Genomic DNA, 13,175 nt, shown 5'->3' on the forward strand with positions numbered 1-13,175 from the left:
ACATTGATGGACCAGAGCAGGACGAGTGACGTCGAAGAGCCGTTGAACGGCAAGGACGGCAGCACGGACGATGCGGCGCATCAGGCCGCGCAGCAGTTCGATCTGTTCGGGATGCCGGTGGAGGCCGCGGCAGAAGCGCCGGCCATGTCCGCACGTGAAGCCGATTCGGCCGCAAGCGCTGCCGCGCAGCCAGAGCACAAGCGCACGCCGAAGACCGCAATATCCAACGCCCCCGCGTCGCTGTTCGAAGCCGACACCCCGCCCGACAGCCCCGCTCCTGAACCAGACTGCGCCCCGGTCTCCGCCGACGCCCCGAAAAAGCGCCGCAGCCGCGCCGTGCTCGCTGCACCGCCCTCGCCTGAGCTGCTCGCGCTCGCGGCGCAATTGCCGCCGCAGATCCACCTCGGCACGTCGACATGGTCGTTCCCGGGTTGGACAGGCATCGTCTACGGCGACGACTACAGCAACAGCAAACTGTCGCGCGAGGGCTTGAGTGCGTACGGCGCACATCCGCTGCTGAAGACGGTCAGCATCGACCGCTCGTTCTATCAGGCGTTGACGGTCACCGAATACCTGCGCTACGCGCAGCAGGTGCCCGAGCACTTCCGCTTCATCGTCAAGGCGCCGATGACGATCACCGACGCCACGGTGCGCGCCGAGCGCGGCGAGCCGGTGTCGCTGAACCCGTGCTTCCTGAACGCGCAGATGGCGATCGACGATTTCGTCACACCCTGCCTCGAAGGCCTCGGCGCAAAGGCCGGCGCGCTGGTGTTCCAGTTCTCGCCGCTGCCGGATCAGATGCTCGCGCAGCCGGCGGTATTCATCGAACGACTGGGAGAGTTTTTCGACGCGCTGCCCGGGCTGCCCGACGGCAGTTGCTACGCGGTCGAGATTCGCGACGCGAGCCTGCTCACGCCGCGCTTCATCCGCATGCTGAAGACGGCTCGCGTGCGCTACTGCGTCGGCATCCATGCGCGGATGCCCGATCCGCTGCGCCAGGCCGCGGCGCTCGCGCTGCTCGATGGCGAGCCGGCCGGTCCGCTGATCGTGCGCTGGAGCCTGCACGGCGGTTTCAAGTACGAACAGGCGAAGGCGAAGTACGAGCCGTTCAACCGGCTCGTCGACGAGGATCCGGCGACGCGCGAATCGCTCGCCGAACTGGCCGCGCGTTACGCGCTCGCTGGTCAGCCGGTCGTGATCGCGGTCAACAACAAGGCGGAGGGATCGGCGCCGCTCAGCTGCGTGAAACTGGCCGAAGAAATCGTCGAAGCCTGCGTGCGTGTCACGCAGGGACGCGGCGATAACGGCGACGAGGTGCCATCGCGAGCACAGGAACCGCAGTGACGAACAGCAGCGGGCGGTCTCCCGCATCCGCCCGTTGCCGACTCCAATCCCCACGCTGCGCCGTTAACCCGCCTTGATCCGATGCGCGAACTTCTGGCGGAATTTCGCGACTTTCGGCGCTATCACGAACGAGCAGTAGCCCTGATTCGGATGCTGCGCGAAATAGTTCTGGTGGTAGGCCTCGGCGGGCCAGTAGTTGTCGCCGAGCGGCAGCACCTCGGTCACGAGCTTGCCGTCGTAGATGCGCTGTTCGCCGATCTCGCGAATCGCCTGCAGCGCGGTTTCGTGCTGCGCGTCGGAATGCGTGAAGATCACCGAGCGGTATTGCGTGCCGACGTCGTTGCCCTGCCGGTTCAGTTGGGTCGGATCGTGGATCGCGAAAAAGATGTCGAGAATCTCGCGATAGCTGATCTTGGCCGGATCGAAGTCGACCTTGACCACTTCCGCGTGACCGGTGTCGCCGTCGCAGACCTGCTCGTAGCTCGGATGGCGCGCGTGACCGCCCGCATAACCCGACTCCACCGCATTGACGCCCTCGACGCCCAGATACACCGCTTCGAGGCACCAGAAACACCCACCGCCGAGCGTTGCTGTCTCGTTCATAAGCTTCACCCCAGGATCAGATTCACACAATGATCGGCAGCCGGCCTGCGTAGCGCCGCCGTATCTGCCACCGCATCCGAATATATGGCCGAACACGCGTTCTGAAAGGCGCAGTCAGGCACGAGTCAGGCACCCGTCGCGCAATGACCGCAAATCCGGCCGTGCAGATATCGAGTATAGAAACGCCGGCACGCGACGTGTGAATAACCGTGCCTCACACCCGCAAGCGCCGCGCCCGCGCCTCGATCCAGCACGATCGGCAAATTTTCGGGTGCAGTCTTTCGAGGCGATCGTCGATGCAACCGCCCGGCTGCCACGCGCCGCACGCATCGTGGTGCGGCGCGCGCGGCGATTGCAGTTAAAATTGGCGGAAATCAACGATTTTCACCATGACTTTCGAAACATCCGCTTCCCGCCGCGCGGGTATACGCTTCAATTCGCGCTTCAATTTGCGCCTTGATTCGCGCTGCAGTCGTTCTTTCACACGGCGCGCGACGGGGGCCTCGCCCCGATGAAGCGCGCGAGCCCACCCAACTTCGACCCGTCCGCGTTCAAACAGGCGCTCAGCCAGTTCGCGACCGGCGTCACCGTGATTACGACGCGCGCCGCGTCCGGCCAATTGATCGGCATCACGGCCAGTTCGTTCAACTCGGTGTCGCTTTCTCCGCCGCTCGTGCTGTGGAGTCTCGCGACGCGCTCCGCGTCGATGCCGGTGTTCCGCGCCAACAGTCACTACGTGATCAATGTGTTGGCCTCGACGCAGCTCGATCTGTGCAAGCGCTTCGCGACCGTGAAGGGCGACCGCTTCGAGGGCGTGTCGCACGCGGCGGGCGACAGCGGCATGCCGGTGCTCGACGGCGCACTCGCGTGGTTCGAATGCCATAACCGCAGCCGCTATGAGGAAGGCGACCACGTGATTTTCGTCGGCGAAGTGGAGCGCTGCGGTGTGCATGAAAATGCCGCGGACATGCTGCCGCTCGTGTTCCAGAGCGCGCAGTTCCACGGCCTGAAGCCGCTTTGAGCGGCGCGGCGCTTCCCTGGCGTCTGTAACGTCTGTAACGTCTGTAGCGTCTGTCGGTCGGACGCGTCGAAAACGGCGCGCCCCGCCCTCATCATCCTCAACGGTCGCTATGCGTGGCTCCGTGCCCGCTGTTCTTCTTCACGAGCGACACCGGCACGCCCGAATCTTCCTTCAGCGTTTCGAGCACGATGTTCGAGCGGATGTCCATCACCCCCGGCGCCTTGTACAGGCGATTGAGCACGAAGTCCGAATAGTGTTTGAGGTTGTGCGCGAGCACGCGCAGCAGATAGTGGGTTTCGCCGGTCACGACGAAAGCGCCGACCACTTCTGGCCAGTCGCGCAGCGCTTCGGCAAAGCGCTCGTGCCAGTTCTGCTGGTCGTTGCGCATCGATACCTGCACGAACGCTTCCAGCTCGAACCCCAAAACTTCGCGGTTCAGGCACGCTCGGTAGTGTTCGATGACGCCCTGCTCTTCCAGCAGACGCAAGCGTCGCAGACATGCCGATGGCGAGAGCGAGATGCGCTCCGCCAGGTCGAGATTGCTGATCCGTCCTTCCTGCTGAAGCACCGTCAAGATACGGCAATCGGTGGCGTCGAGCGAGATCGCGTTCATATTCGGTCTCCCTTTCCGGTTTGACTCAAATTATGTTCCAAGACACGGCTGGTAAGGAGATTTTTTCGCAATCACATTTCACAGCTTGACCTCTATCATTTAGAGATAGTTACCAACCGTCGACACCGTCATGCGAGCACTCTGGGACATCACCCCCGCCGTCGATACCGCGACGCCCGTCTGGCCGGGCGACACGCCGGTCGGCATCGAGCGCGTCTGGCGCATGGAGGCTGGCTCGCCGGTCAATGTCGCGCGTCTGACGATCTCGCCGCACACCGGCGCGCATACCGACGCGCCGCTGCACTACGACGCCGAAGGCGCCGCGATCGGCAACGTGCCGCTCGACGCATATCTCGGTTTATGCAGAGTGATTGACTGTATCGGCGCGTCGCCTGTTGTGACGCCACAACATCTGGCCGGCTCGCTCGACGATTTGCCGCCGCGAGTCTTACTGCGCACTTACAGAAAAACGCCGACGCGCGAGTGGGATAGTGCGTTCTGCGCGGTCGCACCCGAGACCGTCGACCTGCTCGCCGCGCGCGGCGTGACGCTGCTCGGCATCGATACGCCGTCGCTCGATCCGCAGGAATCGAAGACGATGGACGCGCATCACCGCATTCGCGAGCACCGGATGGCGATTCTCGAGGGCATCGTGCTCGACGCGGTCGAACCCGGCGACTACGAGCTGATCGCGCTGCCGCTGAAGCTGACCACGCTCGACGCGAGCCCGGTGCGCGCGGTGCTGCGTGCACTGCCCGGCTCGCGCTCAGCCACGCTCCCCGGCGAGCGATCAACCCGACAACCCAACCCATCGAACCACCATGAACCATCGTGATGAAGCCGTGGCGCTCGACAGCGCCGAACCGCTCGCAGCGCTGCGTGACCAGTTCGCGCTGTCGCCGACGACCATCTATCTCGACGGCAACTCGCTCGGCGTGCCGCCGGCCGCCGCCGCGCAGCGCGCGCAGACCGTGATCGCCGCCGAATGGGGCGAAGGACTGATCCGCAGCTGGAACAATGCCGGCTGGTTTGCGCTGCCGCGCCGACTCGGCAACAAGCTCGCGCCGCTGATCGGCGCGGCCGAAGACGAAGTCGTGATTACCGACACGATCTCGATCAACCTGTTCAAGCTGCTGTCGGCCGCCGTGCGGCTCGCCAATGCGCGCGATCCGAAGCGTCGCGTGATCGTGTCCGAGCGCTCGAACTTCCCGAGCGATCTGTATATCGCGCAGGGCCTGATCGAGCAGCTCGATCGCGGCTACGAATTGCGCCTCGTCGACGATCCGTCCGAACTGCCCGACGCGATCGGCGAGGACACCGCGATCGCGATGATCACGCACGTGAACTACCGCACCGGCTACATGCACGACATGGCCGCGCTGACGAAGCTGATTCACGACAGGGGCGCGCTCGCGCTGTGGGATCTCGCGCATTCGGCGGGCGCGGTGCCGGTCGATCTGAACGGCGTCGGTGCCGACTACGCGGTCGGCTGCACGTACAAGTATCTGAACGGCGGTCCCGGTTCGCCCGCGTTCGTGTGGGTGCCCAGACGTCATCAGAACGAGTTTGCGCAACCGCTGTCGGGCTGGTGGGGCCATCGCGCGCCGTTCGAGATGAACCCGACGTATCAGCCCGACAACGGCGTGGGCCGTTACCTGTGCGGCACGCAGCCGATGGTGTCGATGGCGCTCGTCGAATGCGGGCTCGATGTGTTCCTGCAAACGACCATGGAGGCCGTCCGCGAGAAGTCGCTCGCGCTGACCGATCTGTTCATCGAACTCGTCGAGACACGTTGCCGCGAATTTCCACTGAAGCTCGTGACGCCGCGTGAGCATGCGCAGCGCGGCTCGCACGCGAGCTTCGAACATCCGCACGGCTACGAGGTGATGCAGGCGCTGATCTCGCACGGCGTGATCGGCGACTATCGCGAGCCGCACGTGCTGCGCTTCGGCTTCACGCCGCTGTACACGCGCTTCGTCGACGTATGGGACGCCGTCGAAATCTTGCGCGACGTGCTCACCCGCGAGGCCTGGCGGGCTCCTGAATTCGCCCAGCGCGGCGCCGTTACCTGAGGACGACAGAATGACCGATCACATGCACACGCCGGGCTTGCCAGAAGAACCGGCGGCACAAGGCTGTCCGTTCGGGCACGGACGGACGGCTTCGGCGCCGTCCGCGAGCGCGGCCGACAGCGGCTGGCACGACGCGCAGCTCGACTTCTCGGAGTCGATGAGCTACGGCGATTATCTGTCGCTCGGCACGGTGCTGGACGCGCAGCATCCGTTGTCGCCGGATCACAACGAGATGCTGTTCATCATCCAGCATCAGACGAGCGAGCTATGGATGAAGCTCGCGCTGTACGAACTGCGCGCGGCGCTCGCGGCCGTGCATCGCGACGACCTGCCGCCCGCGTTCAAGATGCTTGCGCGCGTGTCGCGAATCATGGAGCAGCTGGTGCAGGCGTGGAGCGTGCTCGCGACGATGACGCCGTCCGAATACACGGCGATGCGGCCGTACCTCGGCAGTTCGTCGGGCTTTCAGTCGTATCAGTACCGGCAGATCGAATTCCTGCTCGGCAACAAGAACGAGCAGATGCTGAAGCCGCACGCGCATCGCGCCGACGTGTACGCGCAAGTGAAGGCATCACTCGAAGCGCCGTCGTTCTACGACGAAGTGGTGAGGCTGCTCGCGCGCCGCGGCTTCAGGATTTCGCCCGCGCGGCTCGAACGCGACTGGACGAAGCCGACCGAACATGATGCATCGGTCGAAGCGGCGTGGCTCGAGGTGTATCGCAATCCGTCCGAGCATTGGGAGCTGTACGAGATGGCCGAGGAACTCGTCGATCTGGAGGATGCTTTCCGCCAGTGGCGCTTCCGCCACGTGACGACGGTCGAGCGCATCATCGGCTTCAAGCAGGGCACCGGCGGCACGAGCGGCGCGCAGTATCTGCGCAAGATGCTCGACGTGGTGCTGTTTCCCGAGCTGTGGCACGTGCGGACGATGCTGTAGCGGTTAGCGCGTGTAAGGCACTTCCCGGGCAAACCTGGCATCCTGGCGGGGAACAAAGAGCAAGCCAACACTATTACGCGAGTTCGGAGTTATCCGAATCTTGAGAGATGGTCAGCATGGCAGCATCGGAACCCCATAAAAACATCAGAGGGTTTCGATATGCCCGGTGCCGATGACGACGAAGGACTGAAGGTTGTACTGAGTGCTCAGCAACTCGCGGCTGTGCTATCCGGCCAGTCGATCAATCTGAGATACGAAAATTTGTATCAATTGATTGGTGGCCGCTTCCATGAAGATTTCGACTTGTTCGGAAACACAATTGAGGAATTGGTTTTGTCTTTTACATGCGAATGCACACCGGAAGAGATCAACGCGACGGTGGCCGAGATAGACCGATTCAAGAGCGATCATGCGGGGAACCTTGACGCAGCACTTGAGGAAAACTTTGGCTACCAGTGCGATCCGACCGTGTGGGAGCAGACCACCGAGGCTTTTCTCGACAAGCTTAAGCGTCTTCTTCTGAGCGAGTAGCCTGCGTTTCCTCCCACCGGGCGGCCCCACACCGTCTGGTAGGGCCTCCGCGTACTTCCATTTCACCCGGCCTGACACCCGCTAGCGCGCGGTATAACCACCATCGATCGGCAAACACACCCCGCTGATCATCGACGCCGCGTCGCTCAACAGAAACAGAATCGGCGCGGCGACTTCCGCCGATTCGGCAAAGCGCCTGAGCGGAATCGCCTGCAAAGCGGGATCGCGTTTGACAGGATCGCTCCACGCCAGCACCGCCATCGGCGTCAGCGTGACCGTCGGGTTCACGCTGTTCACGCGAATTCCGTACGGCCCCAGCTCGATGCACAACGCGCGCGTGATCGCATCGAGCGCGGCCTTTGATGCCGAATAGCTCAGATGATCGTCGAGCGCGACGAGCGCGGCCTGGCTCGACACGTTGACGATGCTGCCCGCGCGCCCCGCGTCGAGCATGCCACGCGCGACGTGCTTCGCGACCAGCACCGCCCCGCGCGCATTCACCGCCATCACGCGATCGAAGCTTGCGGCCGTCGTTTCCACCGCGCGTTCGAGCAACGCGATGCCCGCGCAATTCACCAGACCGTCGAACGGTTCGAGCGAGGCCATTGCTTCGTCGATCACGGCTTCGTCGCTGATGTCGAGCCTCAACGGCTCGCAACCGGTTTCCTCGGCGAGCCGCGCGAGCTCGTTCAGGTTGCGCGCGGCCGCGACGACCGACGCGCCGCTCGCGCACAGCGCCTCGACCGTCGCGCGGCCGATGCCGCTGGAGGCGCCCGTCACCAGAATCGAGCGGCCGGAAAAATCGAAAGTAGCGTTCATGATGATTGCAAGCGATGCATGACCGGCTTCAACGCCGGATAGAGGTCCGTGTACACGCCGAAGCGCTCTTTGTATAGCGCCATGCGCCGTGCCTCGGGCTGCGCGCGCTCGATCAGCGTGACCCAGCCGCCTTGCGCCGCTTCGCGCGACACGAGACCGACGCCGAGCGCGGCGAGCAGCGCGGCGCCCATCGCGGCTTCGACGTCCTGCTCGATCGTGTAGACCGGATAGCCGGTGACGTCGGCGATGATCTGCATCCACAGGTCCGAATGCGCGGCGCCGCCGACCACGATCAGCTTATCGTCGAGCGATTGCGCGCCTTTGCGCCCCGCCTCGATGTTGTGCTTCAGCGCGAACGACACGCCTTTCGAGCACGGCGCGATACAGATGCGCGCGCGTATGAAACAGCGACAGCCCGACGAATGCGCCGCTCGCCTTTGCATCCCACACCGGGCTGCGCTCGCCCATCAGATACGGCAGGAACAGCACGCCGTCGGCGCCGGCCGGCACTTGCGCGGCGCTCTCTTCGAGCAGCCGATGCGGATCGCCATGCGGTGTCGCGCGCGCGGCCTCGATCTCCGCATGACAGAACTGCTCGCGATACCAAGTGACCGACGCGCCCGCGGTAATCGCGCCACCGAATACGTAGATGTCGTGCTGCCCGTTGAAAACGTGCGGCATGCTGATCAAACCGTGCCGTGCGTCGACACGCTGATTGATGTAACCCCAGCACATGCTGGTGCCGATCATCGCAACGTGCTGCCCCGCGCGCGTGACGCCGGCCGCGAACGTCGCCATCGCCGCATCGACGCCACCCGCGACGATCGCGGTGCCCGCGTCGAGCCCGAGCTGCGCGGTCCATTGCGACAACAGCCCCCCCACCACCTCTGACGATTCGACCAGCCGCTCCGGCATCATCGTCGCGGGAATGCCGAGCATGTCGAGCGCTTCGTCCGACCAGTCGCGCCGCGCGATATCGTAGACGCCGCCGATGTTGCCGGCCGAGCTGTGATCGACGGCGACCTCGCCGGTCAGCATGTAGATCACGTATGCGTTCGGCGGCAAAAAATAGCGCGTATGCGCCCACACGTCCGGCTCGTTCTCGCGCAGCCACAGCATCTTCGTGTAACCGTAGTAGCTGTCCACCCCGTTGCCGGTGATCGTATAGAGCCGTTCGAGATCGACGTTCTCGCGCACCCAGTCGACCTGCGCGGTCGCGCGCCGGTCCATCCAGATCAGGCACGGCGCGAGCGGCCGCATGTCGTTGTCGACCGCAATGCCCGAGCCGCCGTACAGGCTACTCACGCACAGTGCCTTGATCGCGCCCGGCGCGATGCCGGCCGCCTTCGCCTCGCTGACGCACGCGGCCACGCATTCGACCGCGGCCTTCAGCCACACCGCGGGCCACTGCTCGGCCCACAATGGCTTCGGCGTATCGGGCTGATAGTTCGACGCATGCTGCGCGACGATCGCGCCGTGCTCGTCGACCAGCAGCGCCTTCGTGCTCTGCGTGCCGATATCGACGCCGATGACGTAGTTCATAGAGTCTCCGTTGAAACGCCGCGCCCCAGATTCACGCGCGCGGCTTCATCAGCACTTTGATCGAATCGAGCGAGTTCGCGATCCTGATCGCTTCGTCCCATTCTTCCAACGAAAAGCCGTGCGTGACGATGCCCTTCGACGTAACGAGTCCGCGCGCGAGCAGATCGATTGCGATCGGATAGCAATAGGGCCCAAGATGCGCGCCGCGCACGTCGAGTTCCTTGCGATCGCCGATCACCGACCAGTCGAGCGTCGTATCCGCGCCGAACACCGAGAATTCGACGAAGCGCCCGAGCTTGCGGATCAGGTCCATCCCCTGATTCACGCCAATCGGCGCACCCGTCGTTTCGATATAGACGTCGCAGCCGTAGCCGTCCGTCAGTGAATGGATGATCGCGAGCGCGTCGTCCTTCCGAGGATTGATCGTCACGTCCGCGCCATATTCGCGCGCGAGTGCGAGCCGTTCTTCGACGAGATCGATCACGACGAGCTGCTTCGGCGTCTTCAGATGCGCGACCTGCGTCATCATCAGACCGAGCGGCCCCGCGCCCGCGATCACGACCACGTCGTTGAGTTGCAGATCGCCGCGATTGACCGTGTGAATCGCACACGCGAGCGGCTCGATGATCGCGGCGTCTTCGAGCGAGATGCCGTCGGGAATCTTGTGGACGATCGCGGTCGGCGGAATGCGCATGTACTCGGCCATGCCGCCGTCCGCCACCTCGCGCTGAAAGCCGAAAATGTTGTGCACTTCGCACATCCAGTACTGGCCGGACTTGCAGTAGCGGCACTTGCCGCACGGCACGATCTGCTCGGCGATCACGCGCTCGCCCTTCTGCACGCCGAAATGCTCGGCCGCGCCCTCGCCCAGTTCCTCGACATAGCCGAAGAACTCGTGGCCCGGAATCACCGGTGCCTTGACCCATGGGCTCGGGCCGCCCCAGAACATCTTCGCGCCCGAATGGCATTTGCAGTCGCTCGCGCAGATGCCGCACGCGGCGATGCGGATCACGAGTTCGTGCGCGCGCGCGCGTGGTTTCTGTACCTGCTCGACTCGATAGTCTTTCGGTGCATGACAGACGATGGCGGTCATGTTCTGCTGGTCGGATTGAGTCGTCATTGCATGGTCCTGCGAAAAGAGGGATGTGGGGAAGCGAGCGTTACTTTCTGCGGTCGCGGCTGATATAGATTGCGAGCAGAATGATTCCGCCCTTGATCACGTTCTGCACGTATGGATTCACGCCGACCATGTTCAGGCCGTTATTCAGGACGCCGAGTAACAGCGCGCCGATCAGCGTGCCGATGATCGAGCCGCGCCCACCGGAGATCGACGTGCCGCCCATCACGACGGCGGCGATCGCGTCGAGTTCGAAACCGACGCCCGCGTTCGGCTGGCCGCTCATCAGGCGCGCGGTCAGCACGATCGCGGCGAACGCGGACGTCAAACCCGCGATCGTGTAGACGATCAGCTTCACGCGCGCCACACGCACGCCGGACAATCGCGTCGCCTGCTCGTTACCGCCGATCGCATACACATAGCGGCCAAACGGCATCCGTTCGAGCAGCACCCACGCGATCAGATAGATCACCGCCATGATCACGACCGGCGCCTGGACGCCGAGAATCTTGCCGCTGCCGAAGAAGCTGACCCAGTCGGGCAGACCGTCGATCGGATAGCCGCCCGTGTAGATCAGTGCGAGGCCGCGCGCGATACCCATCGTCGCGAGTGTGACGATGATCGGCGGCATGCCGGCGAACGCGACGAAAAAGCCGTTGGCCGCGCCGAAGCCGAGACCGACCGCGAGGCCGACCGCAAGCGCGGCCACCCCATTCATGCCGGCGACCATCAGCCCGGCCGACAGCGTGCCCGAGAGCGCCATCACCGAGCCGACCGACAGATCGATGCCGCCCGTCAGGATCACGCAGGTCATGCCGACCGCGATGATCGCGTTGATCGACACCTGGCGCAGCACGTTCTCGATGTTCGCGGCCGACAGAAAGCTGTCGCTCGCGAACACCATCACGATGCAGACGACCAGCAGGCCGATGAACGGATAGAACAGCGTCGAGCGCTTGAGCGCGGCCCACGTGAAGCGCACCGGCGCGCCCGGCGTGTCGCTGTTGACACTCGATGTTTTCGGCGAAGAGAAAGGATTAGGCATGTTCATGAGAGGCTCCAGCCGAACCGGCGGTCGCATAGGTCATCACGGCATTCGATTCGATCGCGTCGCCTTCGAGCAGCGCTTCGATGCGGCCCTGCCGGAATACGGCGACGCGGTCGCACATGCCGACGATCTCCGGCAACTCGGACGAGATCATGATGATCGAGTAGCCGCGCGCGGTCAGTTCGCGCATCAGCAGATAGATTTCGGCCTTCGCGCCGACGTCGATGCCGCGCGTCGGTTCGTCGAAGATCAGGATGTTGGTGTGGTGATTGAGCCAGCGCGCGATCACGACCTTCTGCTGATTGCCGCCCGACAGCGTCGCGACTTCGGTGTGCATCGTTGGGGCCTTCACGCCGACGCGCTTCATGATGTCGGCGGTCGCGCGCGCTTCGCTACGTTGGTCGATGAAGAAACGTAGCGACCGGTACTTGCCGAGGTTGTTGATCGAGATGTTCTGCTTGATCGAGAACTCGGTAATGAGCCCTTCGGTCTTGCGGCTCTCGGGCAGAATGCCGACGCCCGCGCGCAGCGCATCGGCCGGATCGGCGAGCTTCGCGGCCGCGCCGTTGACGCGAATTTCCTTCGCGTACGCACGGTCCGCGCCGATCACCGCGAGCGCGGTCTCGGTGCGCCCCGAACCGACGAGTCCCGCGAAGCCGAGAATCTCGCCCTCGCGCAGCGTGAAGCTCAGCTCGGGGCTGTCTTTGAACAGCTGCAAGCGCACGACGTCGAGCACGACCTTCGCGTCGGCGCGCGGCGTCGGCTTCGGCGGAAAGCTGCTTTCGATGCGGCGTCCCACCATCATCTGCACGAGCCGGCTCACGTCGGATTGCGCGACCTCGGTCGTGCCGACGTACTGGCCGTCGCGCAGCACCGTGATGCGGTCGCACACCTCGAAAATCTCTTCGAGGTGGTGCGAGATGAAGATCATCGCGACGCCCTGCTGCTTCAGCTCGCGCATGATCGTGAACAGATGCGCGGCCTCGGCGGGCGTCAGCGTCGCGGTCGGTTCGTCGAGAATCAGCACGCGCGCATCGAGCGACAACGCCTTGCCGATTTCGACGAACTGCTGCTGCGCTACCGACAGTTCCCGGATCTGCACCGACAGATCGATCGCTACGCCAAGCCGCTCAAAAATCCGCGCCGCCGCGCGCCGCATTCTGCCGCGTTCGAGCAGACCGAAACGATTGCGCAATTCACGGCCGAGAAACATGTTCTCCACCGCGTTCAGATACGGAATCAGGCTGAACTCCTGAAACACGATACCGACGCCCGCGGCCACCGCGTCGTGATAGTTCGCGAAGTGGCGTTGCTCGCCGTCGAGCGTGATCGTGCCTTCGTCGGGCTGGTAGATACCGCACAGAATCTTCATCAGCGTCGACTTGCCCGCGCCGTTCTCGCCGAGCAGCGCGTGAATCTCGCCGCGCGCGATCTCGAGGTGAATGCCTTGCAGCGCCTTCACGCCGGGAAAGCTCTTGCTGATGTTGTCGAGCTTCAGAATCGTGTCCATCGCATGTTCCTGTGCCGC

General features: G+C 64.0%; 13 protein-coding genes and 1 pseudogene. 7 read left to right on the top strand and 7 right to left on the bottom strand.

Annotated features, from left to right (window positions below):
- Nucleotides 1-6: 6 nt before the first annotated feature.
- Entirely contained in the window at nucleotides 7-1,344 is a 1,338-nt protein-coding gene (locus OKW40_RS13095; protein ID WP_429490083.1) for a DUF72 domain-containing protein, read from the top strand.
- A 63-nt stretch (nucleotides 1,345-1,407) separates the two neighbouring features.
- Here the strand turns inward: OKW40_RS13095 and msrA are convergent, their stop codons facing one another.
- Complete coding sequence (gene msrA, locus OKW40_RS13100) at nucleotides 1,408-1,947, bottom strand: peptide-methionine (S)-S-oxide reductase MsrA (protein WP_429490085.1); 540 nt, start codon at nucleotides 1,945-1,947, stop codon at nucleotides 1,408-1,410.
- A 199-nt stretch (nucleotides 1,948-2,146) separates the two neighbouring features.
- Here msrA and OKW40_RS13105 point away from each other — a divergent pair, with 199 nt between their 5' ends.
- Nucleotides 2,147-2,407: a hypothetical protein gene (locus OKW40_RS13105; protein ID WP_429490087.1), complete on the top strand. Its 261-nt coding sequence runs from the start codon at nucleotides 2,147-2,149 to the stop codon at nucleotides 2,405-2,407.
- A 51-nt stretch (nucleotides 2,408-2,458) separates the two neighbouring features.
- Complete coding sequence (locus tag OKW40_RS13110; protein WP_090801653.1) at nucleotides 2,459-2,968, top strand: flavin reductase family protein; 510 nt, start codon at nucleotides 2,459-2,461, stop codon at nucleotides 2,966-2,968.
- Nucleotides 2,969-3,065: 97 nt separating this feature from the next.
- On the opposite strand, the gene OKW40_RS13115 is transcribed toward OKW40_RS13110, so the two are convergent.
- Nucleotides 3,066-3,581: an Lrp/AsnC family transcriptional regulator gene (locus tag OKW40_RS13115; RefSeq protein ID WP_013090375.1), complete on the bottom strand. Its 516-nt coding sequence runs from the start codon at nucleotides 3,579-3,581 to the stop codon at nucleotides 3,066-3,068.
- Between the two features lie 130 nt (nucleotides 3,582-3,711).
- Here OKW40_RS13115 and kynB point away from each other — a divergent pair, with 130 nt between their 5' ends.
- From kynB to OKW40_RS13135, 4 genes are all read left to right on the top strand, one after another.
- Complete coding sequence (kynB, locus tag OKW40_RS13120; RefSeq protein ID WP_429490089.1) at nucleotides 3,712-4,416, top strand: arylformamidase; 705 nt, start codon at nucleotides 3,712-3,714, stop codon at nucleotides 4,414-4,416.
- Complete coding sequence (gene kynU, locus OKW40_RS13125; RefSeq protein ID WP_429490091.1) at nucleotides 4,403-5,653, top strand: kynureninase; 1,251 nt, start codon at nucleotides 4,403-4,405, stop codon at nucleotides 5,651-5,653. The genes kynB and kynU overlap by 14 nt, the downstream gene beginning before the upstream one ends.
- Nucleotides 5,654-5,663: 10 nt before the next feature.
- Nucleotides 5,664-6,590 (top strand): tryptophan 2,3-dioxygenase, encoded by a 927-nt coding sequence (gene kynA, locus OKW40_RS13130; RefSeq protein ID WP_429490093.1) that lies wholly within the window; start codon nucleotides 5,664-5,666, stop codon nucleotides 6,588-6,590.
- Between the two features lie 159 nt (nucleotides 6,591-6,749).
- The gene (locus OKW40_RS13135) at nucleotides 6,750-7,121 is read left to right on the top strand and encodes a contact-dependent growth inhibition system immunity protein (RefSeq protein ID WP_429356080.1); all 372 of its coding nucleotides are present in this window, start codon (nucleotides 6,750-6,752) and stop codon (nucleotides 7,119-7,121) included.
- A gap of 81 nt (nucleotides 7,122-7,202) precedes the next feature.
- Here the strand turns inward: OKW40_RS13135 and OKW40_RS13140 are convergent, their stop codons facing one another.
- The 5 genes and pseudogenes from OKW40_RS13140 to OKW40_RS13160 all read right to left on the bottom strand — a co-directional run bounded on the left by OKW40_RS13140 (nucleotide 7,203) and on the right by OKW40_RS13160 (nucleotide 13,157).
- Nucleotides 7,203-7,940 (bottom strand): SDR family oxidoreductase, encoded by a 738-nt coding sequence (locus OKW40_RS13140; RefSeq protein WP_429490095.1) that lies wholly within the window; start codon nucleotides 7,938-7,940, stop codon nucleotides 7,203-7,205.
- Nucleotides 7,937-9,482, bottom strand: a pseudogene (locus OKW40_RS13145) (FGGY-family carbohydrate kinase). Before OKW40_RS13145 ends, OKW40_RS13140 begins: the two are co-directional and overlap by 4 nt.
- A 31-nt stretch (nucleotides 9,483-9,513) precedes the next feature.
- The gene (locus OKW40_RS13150; RefSeq protein ID WP_429490097.1) at nucleotides 9,514-10,602 is read right to left on the bottom strand and encodes an alcohol dehydrogenase catalytic domain-containing protein; all 1,089 of its coding nucleotides are present in this window, start codon (nucleotides 10,600-10,602) and stop codon (nucleotides 9,514-9,516) included.
- A 40-nt stretch (nucleotides 10,603-10,642) separates the two neighbouring features.
- Nucleotides 10,643-11,650, bottom strand: coding sequence for an ABC transporter permease (locus OKW40_RS13155; RefSeq protein ID WP_184058264.1), 1,008 nt, complete (start codon nucleotides 11,648-11,650; stop codon nucleotides 10,643-10,645).
- On the bottom strand, nucleotides 11,637-13,157 hold the full coding sequence (locus OKW40_RS13160; protein WP_429490099.1) for a sugar ABC transporter ATP-binding protein: 1,521 nt from the start codon (nucleotides 13,155-13,157) through the stop codon (nucleotides 11,637-11,639). The genes OKW40_RS13155 and OKW40_RS13160 overlap by 14 nt, the downstream gene beginning before the upstream one ends.
- Between the last annotated feature and the right edge of the window lie 18 nt (nucleotides 13,158-13,175).

The organism is Paraburkholderia sp. RAU6.4a, from assembly GCF_050435625.1.
GTDB classification, from domain to species: Bacteria; Pseudomonadota; Gammaproteobacteria; order Burkholderiales; family Burkholderiaceae; genus Paraburkholderia; species Paraburkholderia tuberum.